Origin of the sequence: Seohaeicola nanhaiensis, from assembly GCF_042654245.1 — a bacterium.
Taxonomy (GTDB): Bacteria; Pseudomonadota; Alphaproteobacteria; order Rhodobacterales; family Rhodobacteraceae; genus Seohaeicola_A; species Seohaeicola_A nanhaiensis.
In genome coordinates, this window is record NZ_JBHSGI010000002.1 from 1045384 (window position 1) to 1064504 (window position 19121).

The 19121-nt window shown below is 64.6% G+C and carries 20 protein-coding genes and 1 riboswitch; of the genes, 7 read left to right on the forward strand and 13 right to left on the reverse strand.

What is annotated here, in order from left to right; genetic code table 11:
- Positions 1–12: 12 nt before the first annotated feature.
- The 4 genes from ACFO5X_RS05260 to ACFO5X_RS05275 all read right to left on the reverse strand — a co-directional run bounded on the left by ACFO5X_RS05260 (position 13) and on the right by ACFO5X_RS05275 (position 2137).
- Positions 13–984: a DUF3618 domain-containing protein gene (locus ACFO5X_RS05260; protein ID WP_380716189.1), complete on the reverse strand. Its 972-nt coding sequence runs from the start codon at positions 982–984 to the stop codon at positions 13–15.
- A complete protein-coding gene (locus ACFO5X_RS05265) occupies positions 968–1375 on the reverse strand; it encodes a phage holin family protein (RefSeq protein ID WP_380716190.1) in 408 nt (135 codons plus the stop codon). The genes ACFO5X_RS05260 and ACFO5X_RS05265 overlap by 17 nt, the downstream gene beginning before the upstream one ends.
- Positions 1375–1818, reverse strand: a complete 444-nt coding sequence (locus ACFO5X_RS05270; RefSeq protein WP_380716191.1) for a hypothetical protein — start codon at positions 1816–1818, stop codon at positions 1375–1377. Before ACFO5X_RS05270 ends, ACFO5X_RS05265 begins: the two co-directional genes overlap by 1 nt.
- Positions 1819–1933: 115 nt before the next feature.
- Positions 1934–2137, reverse strand: coding sequence for a PLD nuclease N-terminal domain-containing protein (locus ACFO5X_RS05275; protein WP_380716192.1), 204 nt, complete (start codon positions 2135–2137; stop codon positions 1934–1936).
- 219 nt (positions 2138–2356) lie between these two features.
- Between ACFO5X_RS05275 and ACFO5X_RS05280 the strand changes: the two genes are divergently transcribed.
- Positions 2357–2530: a DUF1328 domain-containing protein gene (locus ACFO5X_RS05280; RefSeq protein WP_189680745.1), complete on the forward strand. Its 174-nt coding sequence runs from the start codon at positions 2357–2359 to the stop codon at positions 2528–2530.
- A 249-nt stretch (positions 2531–2779) separates the two neighbouring features.
- Complete coding sequence (locus ACFO5X_RS05285; RefSeq protein WP_380716193.1) at positions 2780–3772, forward strand: PRC-barrel domain-containing protein; 993 nt, start codon at positions 2780–2782, stop codon at positions 3770–3772.
- A 326-nt stretch (positions 3773–4098) separates the two neighbouring features.
- Here ACFO5X_RS05285 and ACFO5X_RS05290 read toward each other — a convergent pair whose 3' ends face one another.
- The 3 genes from ACFO5X_RS05290 to ACFO5X_RS05300 are packed head-to-tail and all read right to left on the reverse strand — an operon-like array spanning position 4099 to position 6939.
- Positions 4099–5160 carry a LacI family DNA-binding transcriptional regulator gene (locus ACFO5X_RS05290; protein ID WP_380716194.1) on the reverse strand — a complete coding sequence of 354 codons (1062 nt, stop codon included), beginning with the start codon at positions 5158–5160 and terminating at the stop codon, positions 4099–4101.
- A 36-nt stretch (positions 5161–5196) separates the two neighbouring features.
- Positions 5197–6186, reverse strand: coding sequence for an ABC transporter permease (locus ACFO5X_RS05295; RefSeq protein WP_380716195.1), 990 nt, complete (start codon positions 6184–6186; stop codon positions 5197–5199).
- A 12-nt stretch (positions 6187–6198) separates the two neighbouring features.
- Entirely contained in the window at positions 6199–6939 is a 741-nt protein-coding gene (locus tag ACFO5X_RS05300) for an ATP-binding cassette domain-containing protein (RefSeq protein WP_380716196.1), read from the reverse strand.
- 144 nt (positions 6940–7083) lie between these two features.
- Here ACFO5X_RS05300 and ACFO5X_RS05305 point away from each other — a divergent pair, with 144 nt between their 5' ends.
- From ACFO5X_RS05305 to ACFO5X_RS05325, 5 genes are all read left to right on the forward strand, one after another.
- On the forward strand, positions 7084–8061 hold the full coding sequence (locus ACFO5X_RS05305; protein WP_380716197.1) for an NAD-dependent epimerase/dehydratase family protein: 978 nt from the start codon (positions 7084–7086) through the stop codon (positions 8059–8061).
- Positions 8062–8109: 48 nt separating this feature from the next.
- On the forward strand, positions 8110–9096 hold the full coding sequence (locus ACFO5X_RS05310; RefSeq protein WP_380716198.1) for a substrate-binding domain-containing protein: 987 nt from the start codon (positions 8110–8112) through the stop codon (positions 9094–9096).
- A 144-nt stretch (positions 9097–9240) separates the two neighbouring features.
- Entirely contained in the window at positions 9241–10185 is a 945-nt protein-coding gene (locus ACFO5X_RS05315) for a sugar-binding protein (protein ID WP_380716199.1), read from the forward strand.
- 90 nt (positions 10186–10275) lie between these two features.
- Positions 10276–11778 (forward strand): sugar ABC transporter ATP-binding protein, encoded by a 1503-nt coding sequence (locus ACFO5X_RS05320; RefSeq protein ID WP_380716200.1) that lies wholly within the window; start codon positions 10276–10278, stop codon positions 11776–11778.
- Positions 11779–11790: 12 nt separating this feature from the next.
- On the forward strand, positions 11791–12768 hold the full coding sequence (locus ACFO5X_RS05325) for an ABC transporter permease (RefSeq protein ID WP_380716201.1): 978 nt from the start codon (positions 11791–11793) through the stop codon (positions 12766–12768).
- Positions 12769–12774: 6 nt separating this feature from the next.
- On the opposite strand, the gene ACFO5X_RS05330 is transcribed toward ACFO5X_RS05325, so the two are convergent.
- The 6 genes from ACFO5X_RS05330 to ACFO5X_RS05355 all read right to left on the reverse strand — a co-directional run bounded on the left by ACFO5X_RS05330 (position 12775) and on the right by ACFO5X_RS05355 (position 19071).
- Positions 12775–14208 (reverse strand): MFS transporter, encoded by a 1434-nt coding sequence (locus ACFO5X_RS05330; RefSeq protein WP_380716203.1) that lies wholly within the window; start codon positions 14206–14208, stop codon positions 12775–12777.
- A 108-nt stretch (positions 14209–14316) separates the two neighbouring features.
- A complete protein-coding gene (gene nrdF, locus ACFO5X_RS05335) occupies positions 14317–15294 on the reverse strand; it encodes a class 1b ribonucleoside-diphosphate reductase subunit beta (protein WP_380716204.1) in 978 nt (325 codons plus the stop codon).
- 11 nt (positions 15295–15305) lie between these two features.
- On the reverse strand, positions 15306–17387 hold the full coding sequence (nrdE, locus tag ACFO5X_RS05340) for a class 1b ribonucleoside-diphosphate reductase subunit alpha (RefSeq protein ID WP_417765074.1): 2082 nt from the start codon (positions 17385–17387) through the stop codon (positions 15306–15308).
- Between the two features lie 68 nt (positions 17388–17455).
- Positions 17456–17872 carry a class Ib ribonucleoside-diphosphate reductase assembly flavoprotein NrdI gene (nrdI, locus tag ACFO5X_RS05345; RefSeq protein ID WP_380716205.1) on the reverse strand — a complete coding sequence of 139 codons (417 nt, stop codon included), beginning with the start codon at positions 17870–17872 and terminating at the stop codon, positions 17456–17458.
- 5 nt (positions 17873–17877) lie between these two features.
- The gene (gene nrdH / locus ACFO5X_RS05350; protein ID WP_380716206.1) at positions 17878–18099 is read right to left on the reverse strand and encodes a glutaredoxin-like protein NrdH; all 222 of its coding nucleotides are present in this window, start codon (positions 18097–18099) and stop codon (positions 17878–17880) included.
- A gap of 102 nt (positions 18100–18201) precedes the next feature.
- Positions 18202–18392: riboswitch (cobalamin riboswitch) on the reverse strand.
- Between the two features lie 109 nt (positions 18393–18501).
- Positions 18502–19071 (reverse strand): class I SAM-dependent methyltransferase, encoded by a 570-nt coding sequence (locus tag ACFO5X_RS05355; RefSeq protein WP_380716207.1) that lies wholly within the window; start codon positions 19069–19071, stop codon positions 18502–18504.
- Positions 19072–19121: the final 50 nt, after the last annotated feature.

Below are 19121 nucleotides of genomic sequence, written 5' to 3' on the forward strand. Positions count from 1 at the left end.
ATGTCAGGCCCGTCAGCTGATCTTTTCGGGCTTGCGGGGGGTCGACGGGTTCTTGGCTTCCGATTCGGCCCGGTCACGCAGGTTTCCGGCGATTTCCGAGGCCTTGTCGGCAGCGTCGTCAGCCGTTTTCTTCGCAGCGGTTTCCAGTTCGTCTGCCACACCGGCGGCGATCTTCTTGAGACGGGCACGCTCGGTCCGCAATTCGGCGGCGGCTGCCGACATCAGACGGTCGCTTTCTGCGCCGAAGGTGCGATCCTCGACCCGCGTCCGCGGCAGAGCCGCAGCAAAGGCCGCGCCAAGTGCCAGGGCGATACCGCCGGCTACCATCGGATGCTCGTTCACCATGCGCTCTGCCTCGACCGTTCCGGCACGGGCAGTCTGTCCGACCCGCAGACGGGCTGCATAGGCCGCTTCGCGTGCCTTGACGATCCGCACCTTGGCGGCATCCGACAGCCCGTCGAGCTCTTCCATCAGGCTCGACCGCATGTCCTCGGTGAACTTGCTCAGCACCGCGGCCCGGTCGGCGGCATAGTCGCGCAGATCGCCGGCCTGCGAGCGTGCTTCGCGCTCGATCTCGCGCAGGCGCTTGGAGGCCTTGGCGCGCAGGGCATCGATCTTGTCGGCCCAGGGGTGAGCGTCTTCCACATCGTCGGCACGGTCCGCATAGGCCGGCGCCGGGCGGCCGCCCTCGTCTTCCCACCGGTTGATCACGGTTTTGCGTGGGCTTGGAGTGGGCTTGCGATTGCCGAAGACCAGCCATGCCAGACCGATGCCCGTCAGAGTCAGGGCGAGAGGGTTGGCGCGGACGGCGCTGTCTATCGAGCTGGCATAAGCTGCAGCGTTGTTGCGCACCATGCCCAGCGCTTCCTTGGCGAGGTTCTCGACCGAGACCCGCTCTTGCAGTTCATCGAGAGTCGAGCCGAGCTTCGAGCGGCTGCGTTCCAGATCGGCTTCGATCTTCTGAGTGTCAGTGTGGTGTGTCATGATTGAGTGTCTCCTTGACAGTGGTTGCGTCACGCCGGACGTTCTTTGCCGTTCGGCGTGGCATGAGATTCCCGGGCGACAGCGCCTTGCGACCCAGACCGATCAGGACAAGGGCGAGCACCGCCGCGCCGGCCGCAACGATCAATCCGGCCCAGCCCGGCGCGATACCCTGCGCCACCAGCCCCGCCACAGCGGCTCCGGCGAGCGTGTTCAGAGCAACAAGGCCCACCACCGCACCAGCGACCACGAGGCCCACGCCCGCGCCAGCCTGACGGAACTTGTCGGTCATCTCGGCCTTTGCCAGAGCGATTTCGCCCCGCACAAGGTCGGAGAGGGCCTGGATCGCGTCGGACAACAGCGCGCTTGCAGGTCTGGGCGGCAGTTCCTCCATCAGGAATGCGCCTCCGGCCCCGCGATCAGGACGGTGTCTTCGTCGTCGTTCACGCTGCTGGCCCGCAGAAAGCGTGCGAGCGCAAAGCCTGCCAGCGCAGCGCCTGCAACAAAGGCACCCGGGTTGCGGCGTGCAAACCGCTCGGTTCCTTCGATGAGCGTCGTCAGGCTGGTGTGGCGCAGTTCTTCCGACAGGTCGGCGACGCTGCTGGCCACCACGTTCTGTATCCTGCTTTGTAGGTCGTCGGCGTCGCTGCGCAGGCTGTCGGCCAGGCGCAGGCCCTGATCGGACACCATGTCTTTACCGGTTTCGGCGCGGGCCTGAGCTTCGGCGCGCAGGACATCCTTCGCGCGGTCGGCGGCCTGGGACAGTTCGTCCTTCGCGACCTGCGCGGTTTCCTTGACGGTATCTTTGACGGTTTTGCTGAGTGTTTCCTGAGTCACGTCACCCTCCATAAGGCTGCGTTTGCCGGCGCTGCCGCCCCTGCGGCGCGTCCGTCTCGCTGTCATGACAACGTGCTCAGAGGCGCGCGGGTTCCGGCGCCTCTGAGCGACTTCGTTACACGTGGCGCGGTTCCGCGCGCGGCCCGGCGACCAGCCAGATCAGGAAGCCGACCAGCGGCAGGAGGAATACGAGAAGCGACCACAGCACCTTGCGGCCGGTGGAGGCCGAAGAGCCGAAAATCGACACCAGCGCCCAGATGTCGAGCGCGAGAAGAAGAAGGCCGCCGAGACCCGAAAGATTGAGCATGCTCATTTCCATGATGTTGTCCTTTCGATTGATTTCTGAAGGTCAAACGCCATCAGGCTGGGCCGGTTCCCTATAGAGACCTCTATGTATCCGTCTCGCGCCCGCGCGCGAGGCCGTGGTTGTTGTCGTCGCAGGGAGTGGTTGTTGTCGTCGCAGGGAACCGATTTCAGAGCCCGGGCGTTTGAAAGGCATCGGAAATTCGGAATTGCAACAGTAACAGGAGTAAACAACATGCTTGGTTGGGCACTTACCTTTCTCGTCGTCGCACTGATCGCAGCTGCTCTCGGTTTCGGCGGCATCGCCGGCGCGTCGGCTGGCATTGCGCAAATTATCTTCGTGGTCTTCCTGATCCTCTTCGTCGTCGCCATGGTGGCGCGCGCGGTTCAGGGCAAGCCGCCGGTCTGATCCGGCATCGACCATATAGAACGCCACCGCACCTTGTTCGCGATCCTAAGTTTCAGGATCAGCGGTGGTCAGAGCCGGATCGGGGAAACCCGGTCCGGTTCTTCTTTTAGGCACACCGGTATTCGCGCGACGCTGGGCATGAAACGAAATGCACGACGCACACAATTTTTTGGAACCCGCCTCGCACGAGCACGTTGGGTATGCAAGCGCCACCGCGCCATGAAAGATCAACCAAAGGAGATCCAAATCATGAAAAATCTTATGATTTCGACAGCACTTATCGCCCTCGCCGGTACCGCATATGCAGCGGATGGCGAAATTTTCCGCCCCTCGGCTGACCCGATGGAAATTCACGCGTCGAATTTCATCGGCAAGCGCGTTTACAGCTCGGAAGCCCAGCTGGACAACGAAGCTTATGAAGGCGTCCAGAAGGACTGGGAAGACATCGGCGAGATCAACGACGTGATCCTGTCGCGCAATGGCGAAGTCGAGGCCGTTCTGGTCGACATCGGCGGCTTCCTTGGGATTGGCGAGCGTCAGGTCGCCGTGGACATGAGCGCCATCCGCTTCGTGGCCGACACTGCGACCCCGGAAGACGAAAGCGATTTCTTCCTGGTGATGAACGCATCGCGCGCAAACTTCGAAGAAGCCCCGGAATACACCTGGGAAAAGGCCGAAGCTTCGGTTGAAACCAAGGCCGCAACGGCTGAAATGAAGACCGAAAAGGCTGCTGAGAATGCCGGCGCCGCCATCGACAAAGCTGCAGACAAGACCGCAGCAGCCGTCGATAACGCTGCCGACAAGACCGCTGCTGCCGTGGACAATGCTGCCGACAAAACGGCCGCTGCCGTTGACAACGCCGCAACCAAGACCGAAGCGGCTGTCAACGATACGGTGAAGGACACCAACAACGGCATGGCGAACAACACTGCAGCCGTGCAGTACGATGGTTACACCACTGCCGCCAAGGAAGACCTGACCACCGAAATGCTGACCGGTGCTGCTGCCTATGACTCGAACAACGAGTGGATCGGCGAAGTGTCGGAACTGATTCTCAGCGACGACGGCAAGATCACCAGCAGCATCGTTGATGTCGGTGGGTTTCTCGGGATCGGCGAAAAGCCCGTCCAGCTTTCGATGGACGATCTCCAGATCCTGCGTAAAGACGGCGGCGACGACGTGCGTGTTTATATCTCGATGACGAAAGAGCAGATGGAAGCTCTTCCGACCTACGACAAGTAATCTCAGATCGGCACTCTCATTAAGGTAGAGTGAGCGTTCTTTCCAAGCGGCCCGCCTTTACGGCGGGCCGTTTTTTTTAAAGAATGCCCTGCAGAGTGAAACTCGTGATTGGTTTCTCTGGAAATGGCATTTTCCATTTGGTCGACGCATCAATTCCATGGGATGGAAAAGACTGAATAGTCCCCTGCGCTCATTCTATAGGACTACATTTGCTGCCGAGGCATATCTGTCGAAATCGGGCGGCCAATATCTGTAACTTTACGGACCGGCGTTCGGAGCAGCCGGAACGCCTTGCGCCCTTTTTTTCCAAACGTGCGAGAACGCGGTCAGCCTGCGATCCGCGAGCCGGCCTCGGTTGCGCCGGCGGCGCCATCGTCCTGAACTTCGACCGATCCGCGTTCGAGCAGCTGGCATTCGACCTTGATCTGATCGTGGCGTGGCTGGAGCCGGCCCGCGAGGTCGAACAGCAACTCGGTCGCGGCCTCGCCGATATCGTAATGCGGGAGCACCAGCGTCGTGAGCGGCGGGCGCATGAACTGGGCAATTTCCCGATTGTCGAAACCGATCACCGCCATGTCCTGCGGAATGCGCAGCCCCGCCTCTTTCAGCGCCTCGTAGCAGCCGACGGCCATCAGGTCGTTGGCGCAGAATATCGCGTCGGGCGGCTGTTTCAGCGACAGGAAGCGTCGTGTGCCGTCGTAACCTGCCTGCGGCTCCCAGTTGCCCCATTCGACCAGCTCGGGGTCGAAGCTCATGTCGTTGCTGGCCAGCGCCTGGCGATAGCCGCGCAACCGGTCGCGCGAGGCGTCGAGGCCGTCCTGGCCGTTGATGATGGCGATGCGGCGACGCCCTGCGCGGATCAGCCGTTCGGTCGCCGCGCGCCCGCCTTCCAGATCGCCTGGAAGGACGGACGGCAGGCGGCGCTTGCGGTCATAGCAGTTGAGCAAGACCGAAGGCACCTGGAACAGCGGCGCGGGAGGCTCGACCTCGCGCGTCAGGATGGTGCCGTAGATGAAGCCCAGCAGCGGCCCCTGCATGAACTGGTTGAACACCGTCTCGTCCGGCATGTCGCCGCCCCGGCTGATCGCAAGCGTCACCGATACGCCCTGCGCCAGCGCCTTTTCGCGCGCGCCTTCGAAGGCGAGCGCCATCCACGGGTCGGCGGTCAGTTCGTCGGCGATGAAGGCGATGACCTTGGTTTCCGCCGGTGCGGGCGACTGGGCTCGGCGGACCAGCCGGTAGCCCAGCTCTTCGGCCGCCTGATGCACCTTCGCGCGGGTGGCGTCGCTGAAGCGGGTGCCGGGACTGCCGTTGAGGACCAGCGAAACCGTCGCCTGCGACACCCCGGCCCGGGTCGCCACATCCATCATGGTCGGCTTCGACGTCATCTCACTGGCCCTTCCTGCGCGTATCGCAACTCCTTCTCAGGCCCGCTGACTGCGGAGCCTGTCGAATGCGACAGCAACGATAATGAACGTCCCTATGAACATGCCCTGCCAAAATGTCGAGATGCCAAGAAGTATCAGCGAGTTGCGGATGACCTCGATCAGCAGGGCGCCGACCACGGCGCCCAAAGCCGTGCCTTCACCGCCTGCCAGATTGGCACCGCCGATCACGGCAGCGGCGATCACCGCAAGCTCCATCGACTGGCCGAGGTTGGTGGTGACCGAGCCGAGCCAGCCGGTCATCAGAATCCCGACGATCCCGGCGGTGAAGGCCGAGAACATGTAGATCGTCACCTTCTGCCGCTTGACCGCGATGCCGGTCAGCGTGGCGGCCTGTTCGTTCCCGCCGATGGCGAAGACGTATTGGCCCCAGCGCGTCCAGCGGAAGACCAGCGACGTGACGATGCCAAGCGCAAGGAGTGCGAAAAGCGGGTGGGGCAGGCCGAAAGTGGAGCCGCCGCCGATCCACAGCAGCAGCTGGTGGTCGGGGCCGAATTCCCAGATCATCTTGTTGTTGGACAACACCATGGCGAGGCTGCGCGCGGCCGAGAGCATCCCCAACGTGACGACAAAGGGCGGCATCCCGACATAGGCGATCAGGATGCCGTTGACGAAGCCGACCGCGAGTGCCGCGCATATCGCGAGAGCTGCGGCGAACGCGAAGGACATGCCACCCGACATCAGGACCGAGATCACCATCGCCGTCAGCACCACCGTTGAGCCGACCGACAGATCGATGCCGCCCGAGGCGATGACGGCGGTCATGCCGATGGCGATGATCGCGACAAAGGCGAAGTTGCGGGTCACGTTGAACAAGTTGCGCGAGGTGGCGAAGGTGTCGGTGAGCAGGGTCAGCGACAGACAGGCCAGCACGGCGGCGAGGAAGACCCAGAAGACCGGCAGTCCGGTGATGCGGGACAGAAGGTTGCGGTGCTCGCTGCGGCCGATGACGTCGTCGATCGTGGTCATGTCTTTCTCCGCTCAGGCCATTTCGATGGCGCCGGTGATCAGGCCCGTTACCTCTTCGGGTGAGGAGGCGGCGGTCGCCTTGTTCGCCACCAATTCGCCGCGGCGCAGGACGGCGATGCGGTCGGACACGCCGAAGACGTCGGGCATCCGGTGGCTGATCAGGATCACGCTGATGCCCCGGTCGCGCAGGCGGCGGATCAGGTCCAGCACCTCGGCCACCTGCCGCACCGAGATCGCGGCGGTGGGTTCGTCCATCAGGACGATCTTGGGTTCGGACAGCAGGGTGCGGGCGATGGCGACCGCCTGGCGCTGCCCGCCCGACATCTTGCGCACCAGATCGCGGGGTCGGGTTTCCGATTTCAGCTGGCGGAACAGCTCGCCCGCGCGCCGGTTCATCGCGGGATAGTCGATGATGCGAAGCGGCCCGACCCGCCGCATCGCCTCGCGTCCCAGGAACACGTTCGAGGCCGCTGTGAGATTGTCGCAGAGCGCGAGGTCCTGATAGACGACCTCGATCCCCTCGTCCTGCGCATCGACGGGGCGGTGAAACTGGACCGGCTTGTCGTCGATCCGGATCGTGCCTGCCGAGGGCAGGAAGTTGCCGGCGATGATCTTGACCAGCGTGGACTTGCCTGCGCCGTTGTCGCCCATCAGCCCGAGCACCTCGCCCGGCGCCACGTCGAGCGAGACGCCCTGCAAGGCCTGGATCGCGCCAAAGTGCTTGGCGACCCCCGACAGTTTCAATCGAGACATGGCTCCCCCCTCGTCCCGCGATGATGTCAGTCTGCGCTTTCTGGTCCGTGTTGTCCCGTCCCGAAAACGCGCCTCCTCATATTATCCGCTACTTGACTTATTGATATTAGTAAATATCGTTTGCGTATTATTTCGGGGGGAGTGATGCGGCTGCTTGTGACCGGCGCGACTGGAAAGGTCGGACAGAACGTGCTTGCGGCGCCGCCACGGGATGCGCGTTTCGCCGAGGCGCAGGTGGTGGCGCTGTGCCACAACCGCGGGCTTTCGCTGGACGGGGTGGAGGTGGTGAACGGATCGATCGCCAGCCGCGAGGATGTTGCGCGGGCCATGGCGGGCGTCACGCATGTGCTGCATCTGGCGGCGGTGAAGGAGAGCCCGGATTTGGCCATCGACGTGGCGGTGAAGGGCATGTTCCTGCTGCTGGAGGCGTTCCGCCAGTCGGAGACGGCCGAGCGCTTCGTCCTGTTGGGCGGCGATTGCGCGGTCGGCCACATCTTCCAGCCCTACGATTCGCCGATCACCGAGGAGTCGCCGCGCCGCGCCTATCCGGGCTGTTATGCGCTGACCAAGGTGATCGAGGAGGTGATGCTGGAGCAGTATCGCATCCAGTACGGGATCGACACCTGCTGTATCCGGGCGCCCTGGATCATGGAAAAGGACGATTTCCGTTTTGCGATGGTTTTCGGCCCCGACCAGTTCGGCGGTCCGGCCTGGGCCGACCTGATGCCGCAGGCCGATCTGGAGCGGGCCTGGCAGGAGGGGCTTGTGCCGCTGATGATCGCCGCGAATGGCGAGCCGCTGCGGCGGAGTTTTGTACATGTGGACGACGTGGTCTCGGCCGCGCTGACGGCGCTGGTGCATCCGGCGGCGGCGGGCGAGACCTTCAACATCACGATGAACGAGCCGGTGGATTACGGCCGGCTGGCCGCCCTGCTGAAGCGGCGCAACGGGACGGAGGCCATCGAAATCCGCACGCCGTTCCACGGCAACTGGCTGGACAACAGCAAGGCGCGCCAGCGGCTGGGCTGGGCGCCCGACGTCGATCTTGAGGAGATGATCGAGCGGGCATGGACCTATCAGCGCGCCGAAAAAGACGTGCGCAGGGTCTGGTATCCGGGGTGACTGGAGAGAAACCCGCGGCGAAGAAAAGTCATTAGGGAGGAAAAATCAATGACTTGGAAGCTTGGACTTTACGCGCTCGCGGCGACTGTCGCGGCAGCACCGGCCCTGGCGCAGGACGCCAAGACCCTGGCCATCGTGGTCAAGGGGCTGGACAACCCGTTTTTCGAACAGATCAACCTTGGCTGCCAGAAGTGGCTCGCCGACAATCCGGGCAGCGAATACGAGTGCCTCTACACCGGTCCCGCATCCTCGGCGGACGAGGCGGGCGAGGTGCAGATCGTCGATGACCTGATCTCGGCCGGGGTGGCGGCGATTGCGATTTCGCCCTCGAACGCGCCGGCGATGGCGAACCGGATCCGGCAGATGGCGCCGTCGCTGCCGATCATGACCATCGACGCCGATTTCCTGGAGGCCGACCGCGACCTGCGCAAGACCTACCTTGGCACCGACAACTACCTGATGGGCGTCAAGATGGCGGAAGAGGCCGCCAAGCTGAAGCCCGAGGGCGGCTCGGTCTGCCTGCAACTCGGCAACGTGGCCGCGGACAACATCAACGCCCGCGCGCAGGGGTTCCGCGATACGGCGAGCGGAGAGAAGGGTATCGAGCGTCTGACCGGCCAGAAGGGCTGGACCGAGGTCGAGGGCTGCCCGGTCTTCACCAACGACCAGGCCGATCTGGCCAACCAGCAGATGTCGGACGTGTTCACCGCGAACCCGGATCTGGACGCCTTCATCCTGATCGGCGGCTGGGCACAATTCGCGCCGCAGGCCTATGCGCAGGTGACCGATCAGGTGATGGACAAGCTGAAGAGCAAGGACCTGATCATCATCGCGGGCGACACGCTGCCGCCGCAGACCCAGGCCTTCCGCGACGGGCGCAGCCATGCGCAGGTCGGACAGCGGCCGTTCGAAATGGGGCTGCGCGCGCCGGATGTGATGCTGCAGCTGCTGAAGGGCGAGACGGTCGAGGATCCGCTTTATACCGGGCTGGACGTCTGCAACCAGGACGATCCCGGTTTCTGCAAGGACAACTGAGAGCGGGGCCGGGCAACGCCCCGGCCCTTTTCCCGCAGGGATTGCACGCGCGATACCCGCGCGCCCCAGATCGTTGGTAATATTATCAGCCGCCGGGAGAGCGGCGCAGATCGAAACGGGCCGTAACGGCCCAGGGAGGACGACATGCTGAAACAGACCGCTGCCGCGATGGCAGGACTGGCGCTGGCCGCGAGCGCGGCCATGGCGCAGGAGAAACCGGCGATGGCCTTCGTGGTCAACGCCGCATCCGACTTCTGGAAGCTGGCCGAGGCCGGGGTGAAGGCCGCGCAGGCGGAGTTGTCGGACTACGACTTGCAGTTCCGCTATCCCGCTCAGGGTACGGCGGCGGCGCAGAACCAGCTGATGGACGATCTGGTGGCCGCCGGAACGGACGCAATCATGATTTCCTCGGCCGATCCAAAGAATTCGATCGACGCCTTCAACCGGATCGCCGCGCAGGTGCCGCTGTTCACCACAGACAGCGACGCTCCGCAGAGCGACCGGATCGCCTATCTCGGCTCATCCAACACCGCGGCCGGGGTGCAGGCGGGCGAGATCGCCAAGGGCGCACTGCCGGGTGGAGGCAAGTGCATGGGCTTTGTCGGCTTCCTGGGCGCGGACAACGCGGTGGAGCGCATCGCGGGCTTCCGCCAGGCGGTCGAGGGGTCGGGGATCGAACTGGTCGATGTGCGCGGCGATGACGTGGATTTTGCGCGGGCGCGGTCGAACGTCGATGACGTGCTGGCGGCAAACCCGGACATCAACTGCATGGTGGGCTTCTATTCTTACAACCCGCCCAAGATCTACGAGGCCCTGCAGGCCGCCGGGAAACTGGGCGAGGTGACGGTGATCGCGTTTGACGAGGATCCGGTGACCCTGGGCGCGGTGCGCGAGGGCAGCTTTGCCGGGACCGTGGTGCAGGATCCGTATCAGTGGGGCTATCAGGGCATGAAGCTGATGGCGAGTTACCTGTCCGGCGACAAATCGGGCGTGCCCGCCGATGGTCTGATCATCGTGCCGACCAAGGTGATCGACAAGACCAACGTGGATGCGTTCGAGAAAGAGCTCCGGGAGCGTCTCGGAGGTTGACGGTGGCACTCCCCGCCGTTTGACTGGCTGCGCCGCAACCCTCCACTGCGGCGCAGCCTCTTTCTTGTCTGACACCATAAGGGGCGCCGGATGAGCAGGATTTCAGACCCGATCACGCTGGCGCTGGACGGCGTCACCAAGATCTATCCGGGCGCGGTGGCGCTGGCGGATGTGTCGCTGTCGGTGACAGGCGGCGAGGTGGTCGGGCTGATCGGCGAGAACGGCGCCGGCAAGTCGACGCTGATGAAGGTGCTGGGCGGCACGATCACGCCCGACGCCGGGACGATCACGGTTGACGGGAGACGGTTCGACGCGCTGACCCCGCCGCAGGCGATGGCGATGGGCATCGCCTTTGTGCATCAGGAGCTGAACCCCTTCACCAATCTGGACGTGACCGGCAACGTGCTGTTGGGCCGCGAAATCCGCACCGGGCGGCTGGGCCGGATGGACCGCGCGGCGATGGAGGCGGTGGTGCAGCCGATCCTGGAGCGGCTCGGCACGCGGTTCGGGCCGCGCGATGCGGTTCTGGGTCTGTCGCTCGCCGATCAGCAGTTGCTGGAGATCGCGAGGGCGCTGGCCGCGAAGGCGCGGCTGGTGATCCTGGACGAGCCGACGTCGAGCCTGACCCTGGGCGAGACGCAGCGCCTGCTGGAGGTTATGCGGGATCTGCGCCGCGATGGCGTGGCGCTATTGTTCATCACCCATCGCCTGACCGAGATCGAGCAGATCGCCGACCGGGTTGTCGGCCTGCGCGATGGCCGGCTGGCCGGAGAACTTGCCCGTGACGAGATCGGACGCGACCGGATGGTCCGGATTATGGTCGGGCGCGATGTGAAACGGTTCTATCCGCGCGGCCGGCACGATGCGGGGACGCCGCTGCTTGAAATCGACGGGCTGCGCACGCTGGCCTATGCGGATAGTCCGGTCAGTCTGACGGTGCGGCGTGGCGAGATTCTGGGTCTGGCCGGTCTGGTCGGGGCCGGGCGCACCGAACTGGCCCGCGCGCTTTTCGGGATCGACCCTGTGGCGGGCGGGAGCGTGCGGCTGAACGGGCGGACGCTGGCGCCGGGATCGGTCGCGGCGGCCATCGGCGCGGGGTTATGCCTGGTCCCTGAGGACCGCAAGGTGCAGGGGCTGCTGCTGGATTTCGGGGTGGCGGAGAACACCAGCCTGCCCAGCCTCGGGCGGCTATGCCGGGGCGGGCGGCTGAACGACCGCGCGGAACTGGCGCTGGCCGAGGAGAGCCGGGACCGTCTGGCGATCAAGGTGGCGCACCTGCGCCGCGCGGTTGCGGAACTGTCGGGCGGCAACCAGCAGAAGGTGGTGCTGGCCAAATGGCTGGCGATGGATCCGGCGGTGATGATCTTCGACGAACCGACGCGCGGCATCGACGTGGGCGCCAAGGCCGAGGTCTATGCGATGATGCAGGCGCTGGCCGACAAGGGTGTAGCCGTCATCATGATCTCGTCGGACATGGAAGAGGTGATCGGCGTGTCGAACCGCGTGGCGGTGATGGCGCGCGGACGGATCGCGGGCATCCTGGAACAGGACCGGATGACGGAAGAGGCGATCCTGAGGTTGGCGGTGGCATAGGGAGGCAGGACCATGTTGCGCAAGGATCTGGGGCTGTTGAGCCTGGTGATAACCGTCGGCATCGTGGTGGCGCTGATCAATCCGCGATTCATCTCGCCGGTGAACCTGGCCAATACGGCCAACCTGATCGGGCTGTTCGGGCTGTTCTCGATTGCCGAAGCCTTTGTCATCGTGACCGGGGGCATCGAGCTGTCGGTGGGTTCGGTCATCGCCATTCTGGGCGTGGTCTTCATCGACCTGATCGCCAGCGGCGTCCCCTGGCCGGTGGCGATGGCGGTGGTTCTGGTGCTGGGCGCGGTGATCGGAGTCATGCATGGGTTTCTGATCACGCGCCTGCGGTTGCAGCCCTTCGTCGTCACCCTGTGCGGTCTGCTGATCTATCGCGGTGTGGCGAGGTTCTACACGGCGGATGGCACGGCGGGTTTTCCCTTTGGCAGCAGTTTTCCGACACTGGAGTGGCTGACTGTCGGGCGCACGGCAGGCGTGCCGCATTCCTTCATCGCCTTCCTCATCGTGGCGCTGCTGTCCTGGTATGTGCTGCACCGCACGGTGTTTGGCCGCCACCTGTTTGCCGTCGGCAAGAACGAAGAGGCGGCGCGGTATTCCGGGATCGACACGCGGCGGGTGATCGTTTCGGCCTATGTGATCTGCGCGGTGCTGACGGCGCTCTCGGCGATCTTCTTCGCGATGTACACGCGGTCGGTGCAGCCCTCGTCGCATGGCAATTTCTACGAGCTCTATGGAATCGCGGCGGCGGTACTGGGCGGGTTTTCCCTGCGCGGCGGCGAAGGGTCGATCATCGGCGTCTGTCTGGGGGTGATCCTGTTGCAGGAATTGCAGAACCTGGTGAACCTGCTGGGTATCCCATCTTCGCTGAACTTTGCGGTGATGGGCAGCGTGATCCTGATCGGGGTGATCGCCGATACCCAGTTCGACCGCTATCGGCAGGCCCGGCGGCAGGCGGCGACGCGGGCGGCGGCGAAGGGCTGAGGGCGGTTATGCCCCCTCGCCCCCCTGCCGGCGCACAAGCCCGATCATCGCGACCAGACCCAGAGCGGCGAAGGGCAGGCAGGCCGCGAAGATCCAGCGCGCCACGGCGCCGGCCTCGGCGGGGCCGGTCATCGTCAGCAGGCCCGAGGCATTGGCGACAATCCCCACATAGGCCGCGCCCAGCGCGTAGCCCAGCCGCTGCACCGTCGGGATCGCGCCCGAGATGCGCTGCACCTCGCCCGCGTCGGCCAGCGCGGTGGTGCGGCGCAGGATGAAGGTCCAGGACAGGCCGAAGCCGGCGCCTTCGACCCCGGCGCAGACCGCAATCAGCCAGATCGGCCCGGCGGGAACGGCATAAAGGAAGCCGAGGATGCTGAGGGTGACAAGCGACATGCCGGCGGCGATCAGATGCCGGTCGAAGCGTTCGGGCGAGCCGCTGACCAGCACCGCCGCCACGGTCCAGCCGATCGAGGAACAGGCGACGATATAGCCGGCGGTCAGGGCCGAGGCCGCGTGAATGGTGGTGACCAGCAGCGGCCCGAAGGCGGTGATGGCGATGGTGGCGATGGAGAGCGACAGGATCATCAGCAGCGCCGCCCCGGTGCTGTGGCGCGCATCGAAGGGACGCGCCGGCAGCAGACGCCCGGCCCCTGCCCGCCCGTCGAGGCGCAGGAAGAGGAAGAGGCAGAGCAGCCCGCCCAGCACCAGCCCGCCGGTGCGGAGCGGGTCGATCCGGATGCCGGCGGCGGCGATCAGGACCACTGCCAGACAGAGCAGGGCCAGCCGCCGGATCGGCAAGGAGGGTGTTTCGCCGGACAGGGCGGCACTCTCTTCGTCCGGCCGCCGGGCGATCCAGAGCGCCAGGACGAAGGCCTGCGCCCCGAAGAAGGCAAAGCCCCAGCGCCAGGTCGCGTATTCGACAAAGAGCCCGCCGATCAGCGGCCCGAGGAAGGCCGAGACACCCCAGAGCGCCGAGACCGCGGCCAGGGCGCGGGCCATGTAGCGCGCGGGGAACAGCGCGCCGACCGCCACGAAGCCCATCCCGACGAGACCGCCGCCGCCCAGACCCTGAAGAGCGCGCCCGCAAAGCACGAGGGGCATCGTGGGGCTGATCGCGCTCAGCAGGCAGCCGATGCCGAACAGCGCGGCGGCCAGGCTCATCGGCAGGCGAAGGCCATATCGCAGGGTCAGGAGCGCGCTGGCCGCGCCGGCCACGATGGAGCCGATTTCATAGAGGGCGACGGCCCAGCCGACCAGCGCCGCGCCGCCGACCTCCTCGACCACCGAGGGCAGCATTGTCGCGACGATCAGGCTGTCCGCCGCATGCAGCCAGACGGCGAGGCAGACCAGCACCAGGGCGGGCACATAAGAGCTGGTCAGAAACTCGCGCCAGGAGACGAAGCTATCCGTTTCGGCGGCGGTCAGGTTCGGGTTCGTCATGTCGGTCTCCTTGTGACGAACCCGGTTCTAGGATCTCAAGCGTGCTTCAGGTCAAGCGGATTTATAGTTCTGGTTTCAGAGACTTAGGACCGACCACCCGAGCCGGGATCAGAAATCCCAGTCATCGTCCTCTGTCGCCACCGCCTTGCCGATCACATAGGACGAGCCGGAGCCGGAGAAGAAATCGTGGTTTTCATCCGCATTGGGGCTGAGCGCCGCCATGATCGCCGGGTTCACCTTGCAGAGTTCATCCGGGAAGAGCGATTCAAACCCGAGGTTCTGCAGCGCCTTGTTGGCGTTGTAGTGCAGGAAGGCCTTCACGTCCTCGGTCAGCCCCAGCGGATCGTAGAGCGTTTCGGTATAGCGGCATTCGATCTCGTAGAGGTCGAACATCAGGGCGAAGGCAAAGTCCTTGATCTCGGCGCGCTCGGCTTCGGACAGGCGCTCCATGCCGCGCTGGAACTTGTAGCCGATGTAGTAACCGTGGACCGCCTCGTCTCGGATTATCAGGCGGATCAGGTCGGCGGTATTGGTCAGCCGCGCGCGGCTGGACCAGTGCATCGGCAGGTAGAAGCCGGAGTAGAACAGGAAGCTTTCCAGGAAGACGCTTGCCACCTTCTTGCGTAGCGGGTTGGCCGTGGCGTCGTATTCGCTGAGGATCAGGCGCGACTTCTGCTGCAGCTGCGCATTCTCTTCCGACCAGCGAAACGCCTCGTCGACCTCGGCGGTCGAGCAGAGGGTCGAGAAGATCGAGGAGTAGGAGCGCGCGTGCACCGCCTCCATGAAGGCAATGTTGGTCAGCACCGCCTCTTCATGCGGGGTGACCGCATCGGGCATCAGCGAGGGCGCGCCGACCGAGTTCTGGATGGTGTCGAGCAGCGTCAGCCCGGTGAAGACGCGGATGGTCAGCCGCTGTTCTTCTTCGGTCAGCTGCGACCAGCTGGGAATGTCGTTGGACAGCGGCACCTTTTCCGGCAGCCAGAAATTGACCGTGAGGCGGTTCCAGATCTCCAGGTCCTTGTCGTCCTGAAGCCGGTTCCAGTTGATCGCGCGGGGGATCGGGCGGGTGTGGGTCATGTCTTTCATGATGTGAATCCTCAGAGCGAGCAGGACACGCAGCCCTGCACCTCGGTCCCTTCAAGGGCCATCTGGCGCAGACGGATGTAGTAGATCGTCTTGATCCCCTTCTTCCAGGCATGGATCTGCGCCCGGTTGATGTCGCGCGTGGTGGCCGTGTCCTTGAAGAACAGCGTCAGCGACAGGCCCTGATCGACGTGCTGGGTCGCCGCGGCATAGGTGTCGATGATCGCCTCGGCACCGATCTCGTAGGCGTCCCTGTAGTATTCCAGGTTGTCGTTGGTCATGAAGGCGGCCGGGTAATAGACGCGGCCGATCTTGCCTTCCTTGCGGATCTCGATCTTGGAGGTGATCGGGTGGATCGAGGAGGTAGAATTGTTGATATAGCTGATCGAGCCGGTTGGCGGCACCGCCTGAAGGTTGCGGTTGTAGAGGCCGTCCTTCATCACCGCCTCTTTCAGCGCGCCCCAGTCGGCGCGGCTGGGCACGGCGATGCCGAATTTCTCAAACACCGCCTTCACCGCTTCCGTTTCGGGCAGCCAGTCCCGTTCGACGTATTTGTCGAAGAACGACCCGTCGGCATAGGTCGAGTCGCGGAAGCCGCGGAAGGTCTCGCCCCGCTCGCGCGCCAATGCGTTGGAGGCGCGCAGGCAGTGGTAGAGCACGGTGGCGAAATAGATGTTGGTGAAGTCGATCCCCTCGGCCGAGCCATAGTGGATGCGTTCGCGGGCGAGGAAGCCGTGCAGGTTCATCTGGCCAAGGCCGATGGCGTGGCTTTCGTCGTTGCCGCGCCGCACCGAGGGCACCGAGTCGATGGCCGACATTTCGCTGACCGCGCTGAGGGCGCGCACCGCCGTCTCGACAGTGGCGCCCAGATCGCCGCCGTCCATCGCCTTAGCGATGTTGAGCGATCCGAGGTTGCAGGAGATATCAGTGCCGAGGTGCTTGTAGCTGAGATCGTCGTTGAACTGCGACGCTTCGTTGACCTGCAGGATCTCGGAACAGAGGTTCGACATGGCGATGCGTCCGGCGATCGGGTTCGCCCGGTTCACGGTGTCTTCGAACATGATGTAGGGATAGCCCGATTCGAACTGGATCTCGGCGATGGTCTGGAAGAACTGCCGTGCGTTGATCTTCTTCTTTCGGATCTTCGGATTGCCGACCATCTCGCGGTATTTCTCGGTGACCGAGATTTCCGAGAAGGGCTTGCCATAGACTTTTTCGACATCATGGGGCGAGAAGAGGTACATGTCCTCGTTCTTCTTGGCGAGTTCGAAGGTGATGTCGGGCACCACGACGCCAAGGCTCAGCGTCTTGATACGGATCTTCTCGTCGGCGTTCTCGCGCTTGGTGTCGAGAAAGCGCAGGATGTCGGGGTGATGGGCGTTGAGATAGACCGCGCCCGCGCCCTGCCGCGCGCCGAGCTGGTTGGCGTAGGAGAAGCTGTCTTCCAGCAGTTTCATCACCGGGATCACGCCCGACGACTGGTTCTCGATGCCCTTGATGGCCGCGCCATGCTCTCGGATGTTGGTCAGCATCAGCGCCACGCCGCCGCCGCGCTTGGACAGCTGGAGCGACGAATTGATCGCCCGGCCGATGCTTTCCATGTTGTCCTCGACCCGCAGCAGGAAACACGAGATCAGCTCGCCCCGCTGGGCTTTGCCGGCGTTGAGGAAGGTGGGCGTCGCGGGCTGGAAGCGGCCGGCGAGGATTTCCTGCATCAGCGCCATCGCCTGCGTTTCGTCCCCGCGGGCGAGCGTCAGGGCGACCATGACGACACGGTCCTCAAAGCGTTCGAGATACCGTTTCCCATCGCGGGTTTTCAGCGTGTAGCTGGTGTAGTATTTGAACGCGCCCAGGAAGGTCGGAAAGCGGAACTTGACCCGGTAGGCCGCGTCCCAGATGCGGGCGATGAAGGCAGCGTCGTACTGTTCGATGACCGCAGCTTCGTAATAGCCTTCCTCGACCAGATAGCGCAGCTTCTCCTCCAGCGAGTGGAAGAAGACGGTGTTCTGGTTGACGTGCTGCAGGAAATACTGCCGCGCCGCCATGCGGTCGGCGTCAAAGCGGATCCGTCCCTTGTCGTCGTAGAGGTTCAGCATCGCGTTCAGCGCGTGATAGTCGAGGCCCTGCCATTCGGCGGGGACCGCCTTGGCGGGGGCGGCGTCGCTCAGATCGCGGTCGAGAATTGCGTTTTCCAAAACCTGTCCAGTCCTTCTGTGACGCGGGCGATGTCGGTGGCCGTTCCGGCCAGTTCGAACCGGTAGAGCACCGGCACCCCGCATTTGCGCGAGATCACATCCCCGGCGGACGCGAACAGCGCCCCGAAATTGCGGTTGCCCCCGGCGATGACGCCGCGGAGGTGGCGGCGGGTGTCCGGATCGTTGAGAAACCGGATCACCTGCCTGTGCACGGCGCCCCGTCCCTGGCCGTCGGCGTAGGTCGGCGTGATCAGGACGAAAGGGGCGCGGGGGGCGGGCATCGCCAGTTCGGGCGCGATGGGGATGCGGTCGGCCGCCAGCCCCAGGGCGCACACGAAGCGTTCGGTATTGCCCGAGCGCGACGAGAAATAGACCAGCCCCCCCATGTCCGTCAGGACAGGGCGGCGATCTTGTCGGGACGGAAGCCGGCCCAGTGATCGTCGCCGGCCATGACCACCGGCGCCTGGCGATAGCCCAGCTCGGTCACCCGCGCCATTGCGGCGGCATCCTCGGTCAGATCGACCAGGTCGAAGGCGATTCCCTTCGCCGAAAGCGCGCGGGTGGTGGCGGTGCACTGCACGCAGGCGGGCTTGGAATAGACGGTGATGCTCATCAGGTGTCCCTTTTTCTCTGCCTAGGTTCCGGCGCCGGGCACAGGGACGCGGGCAGCGGTGGCTCGCCACAACTGCTCAACGCCTCCGGGCCCACCGACCGGCTCGTTCTCGTTGTCCTGGCAGGTCTCCTGACTCGCGGTTCGGTCGCTTCGGCCCTCCTTCCCGGCGAGAGTCGCCAGTGGATCAACGGGCCTTGGCTGGTCGCTTACAGTTGCGGGGGCAGTGCCGGCTTTGCACCGGCTTCCCTTTTCACCCAAAGTCCGTAATGGGCACCAAGACAACAGGATGTAGATATCAACGCCGCTGCACTGTCAACATGTTGTGTGAGGGCGATCTGGAAATTCTCACGACCGTGCCTGCGGCGCAGGCATCCGGACTGTCCTTTTCGGCCTTGCCGGCGCCTAGTGCAAGGGCATCCGTGAAATTCGATAGACCGTCGCCGGCGGAATATTTTCGAGCGTCACGCCCACGCGATGCGCCTCAAGCCCCAGCCGTTGCAGCATCGGGGCGGGCACCGGACAGCGCCAGCCATAGGTGAACTGGAAGAACTGACCACCGGGGGCAAGCAGGCGGAACGTGCCCGACAGGATTCGCAGCACCGTGGCGGGCGGCATTGCCAGCAGCGGCAGTCCGCTGACCGCCGCGCCGTGCAGGCGGCGGTTGCCGGGCGCGAGCCGCTCCAGCCGCGCGGCATCCTCGGAGAGAATCGTGGCCTCGGGATAGCGCTTGCGCAGCATCGGCAGGAATTCTTCGCCAAGCTCGATCAATGTAAGATCGGCGGGGGCGACACCGCGGTTCACCAGCGCGCGGGTGAAGACGCCGGTGCCGGGCCCGAGCTCGATCACCGGGCCCATCCGGGGATCGACCTGCGAGGTGATCATCTCGGCCAGACGCGGGCTGGAGGGCACCACGGAAGACACCCGCTTGGGATCGTTGAGCCAGGAGCGGAAGAAGGCGAACGCATCGCTCACCGGCCTTTCTCCTGCGCCCGGCTTTTCCCTGCCGGAACCGCAGAACAGCC

What these genes read in the sequence shown, in the direction of transcription:
- ACFO5X_RS05310 (WP_380716198.1), top strand. Translation starts at nt 8,110, where the DNA reads ATGACTTGGAAGCTTGGACTTTACGCGCTCGCGGCGACTGTCGCGGCA.
- ACFO5X_RS05300 (WP_380716196.1), bottom strand. Translation starts at nt 6,939, where the DNA reads ATGTCTCGATTGAAACTGTCGGGGGTCGCCAAGCACTTTGGCGCGATC.
- ACFO5X_RS05290 (WP_380716194.1), bottom strand. Translation starts at nt 5,160, where the DNA reads ATGACGTCGAAGCCGACCATGATGGATGTGGCGACCCGGGCCGGGGTG.
- nrdH (WP_380716206.1), bottom strand. Translation starts at nt 18,099, where the DNA reads ATGAGCATCACCGTCTATTCCAAGCCCGCCTGCGTGCAGTGCACCGCC.
- ACFO5X_RS05325 (WP_380716201.1), top strand. Translation starts at nt 11,791, where the DNA reads ATGTTGCGCAAGGATCTGGGGCTGTTGAGCCTGGTGATAACCGTCGGC.
- ACFO5X_RS05275 (WP_380716192.1), bottom strand. Translation starts at nt 2,137, where the DNA reads ATGGAAATGAGCATGCTCAATCTTTCGGGTCTCGGCGGCCTTCTTCTT.
- ACFO5X_RS05280 (WP_189680745.1), top strand. Translation starts at nt 2,357, where the DNA reads ATGCTTGGTTGGGCACTTACCTTTCTCGTCGTCGCACTGATCGCAGCT.
- ACFO5X_RS05305 (WP_380716197.1), top strand. Translation starts at nt 7,084, where the DNA reads ATGCGGCTGCTTGTGACCGGCGCGACTGGAAAGGTCGGACAGAACGTG.
- ACFO5X_RS05265 (WP_380716190.1), bottom strand. Translation starts at nt 1,375, where the DNA reads ATGGAGGAACTGCCGCCCAGACCTGCAAGCGCGCTGTTGTCCGACGCG.
- nrdI (WP_380716205.1), bottom strand. Translation starts at nt 17,872, where the DNA reads ATGGGGGGGCTGGTCTATTTCTCGTCGCGCTCGGGCAATACCGAACGC.
- ACFO5X_RS05285 (WP_380716193.1), top strand. Translation starts at nt 2,780, where the DNA reads ATGAAAAATCTTATGATTTCGACAGCACTTATCGCCCTCGCCGGTACC.
- ACFO5X_RS05330 (WP_380716203.1), bottom strand. Translation starts at nt 14,208, where the DNA reads ATGACGAACCCGAACCTGACCGCCGCCGAAACGGATAGCTTCGTCTCC.
- ACFO5X_RS05260 (WP_380716189.1), bottom strand. Translation starts at nt 984, where the DNA reads ATGACACACCACACTGACACTCAGAAGATCGAAGCCGATCTGGAACGC.
- nrdE (WP_417765074.1), bottom strand. Translation starts at nt 17,387, where the DNA reads ATGCTGAACCTCTACGACGACAAGGGACGGATCCGCTTTGACGCCGAC.
- nrdF (WP_380716204.1), bottom strand. Translation starts at nt 15,294, where the DNA reads ATGAAAGACATGACCCACACCCGCCCGATCCCCCGCGCGATCAACTGG.
- ACFO5X_RS05315 (WP_380716199.1), top strand. Translation starts at nt 9,241, where the DNA reads ATGCTGAAACAGACCGCTGCCGCGATGGCAGGACTGGCGCTGGCCGCG.
- ACFO5X_RS05320 (WP_380716200.1), top strand. Translation starts at nt 10,276, where the DNA reads ATGAGCAGGATTTCAGACCCGATCACGCTGGCGCTGGACGGCGTCACC.
- ACFO5X_RS05295 (WP_380716195.1), bottom strand. Translation starts at nt 6,186, where the DNA reads ATGACCACGATCGACGACGTCATCGGCCGCAGCGAGCACCGCAACCTT.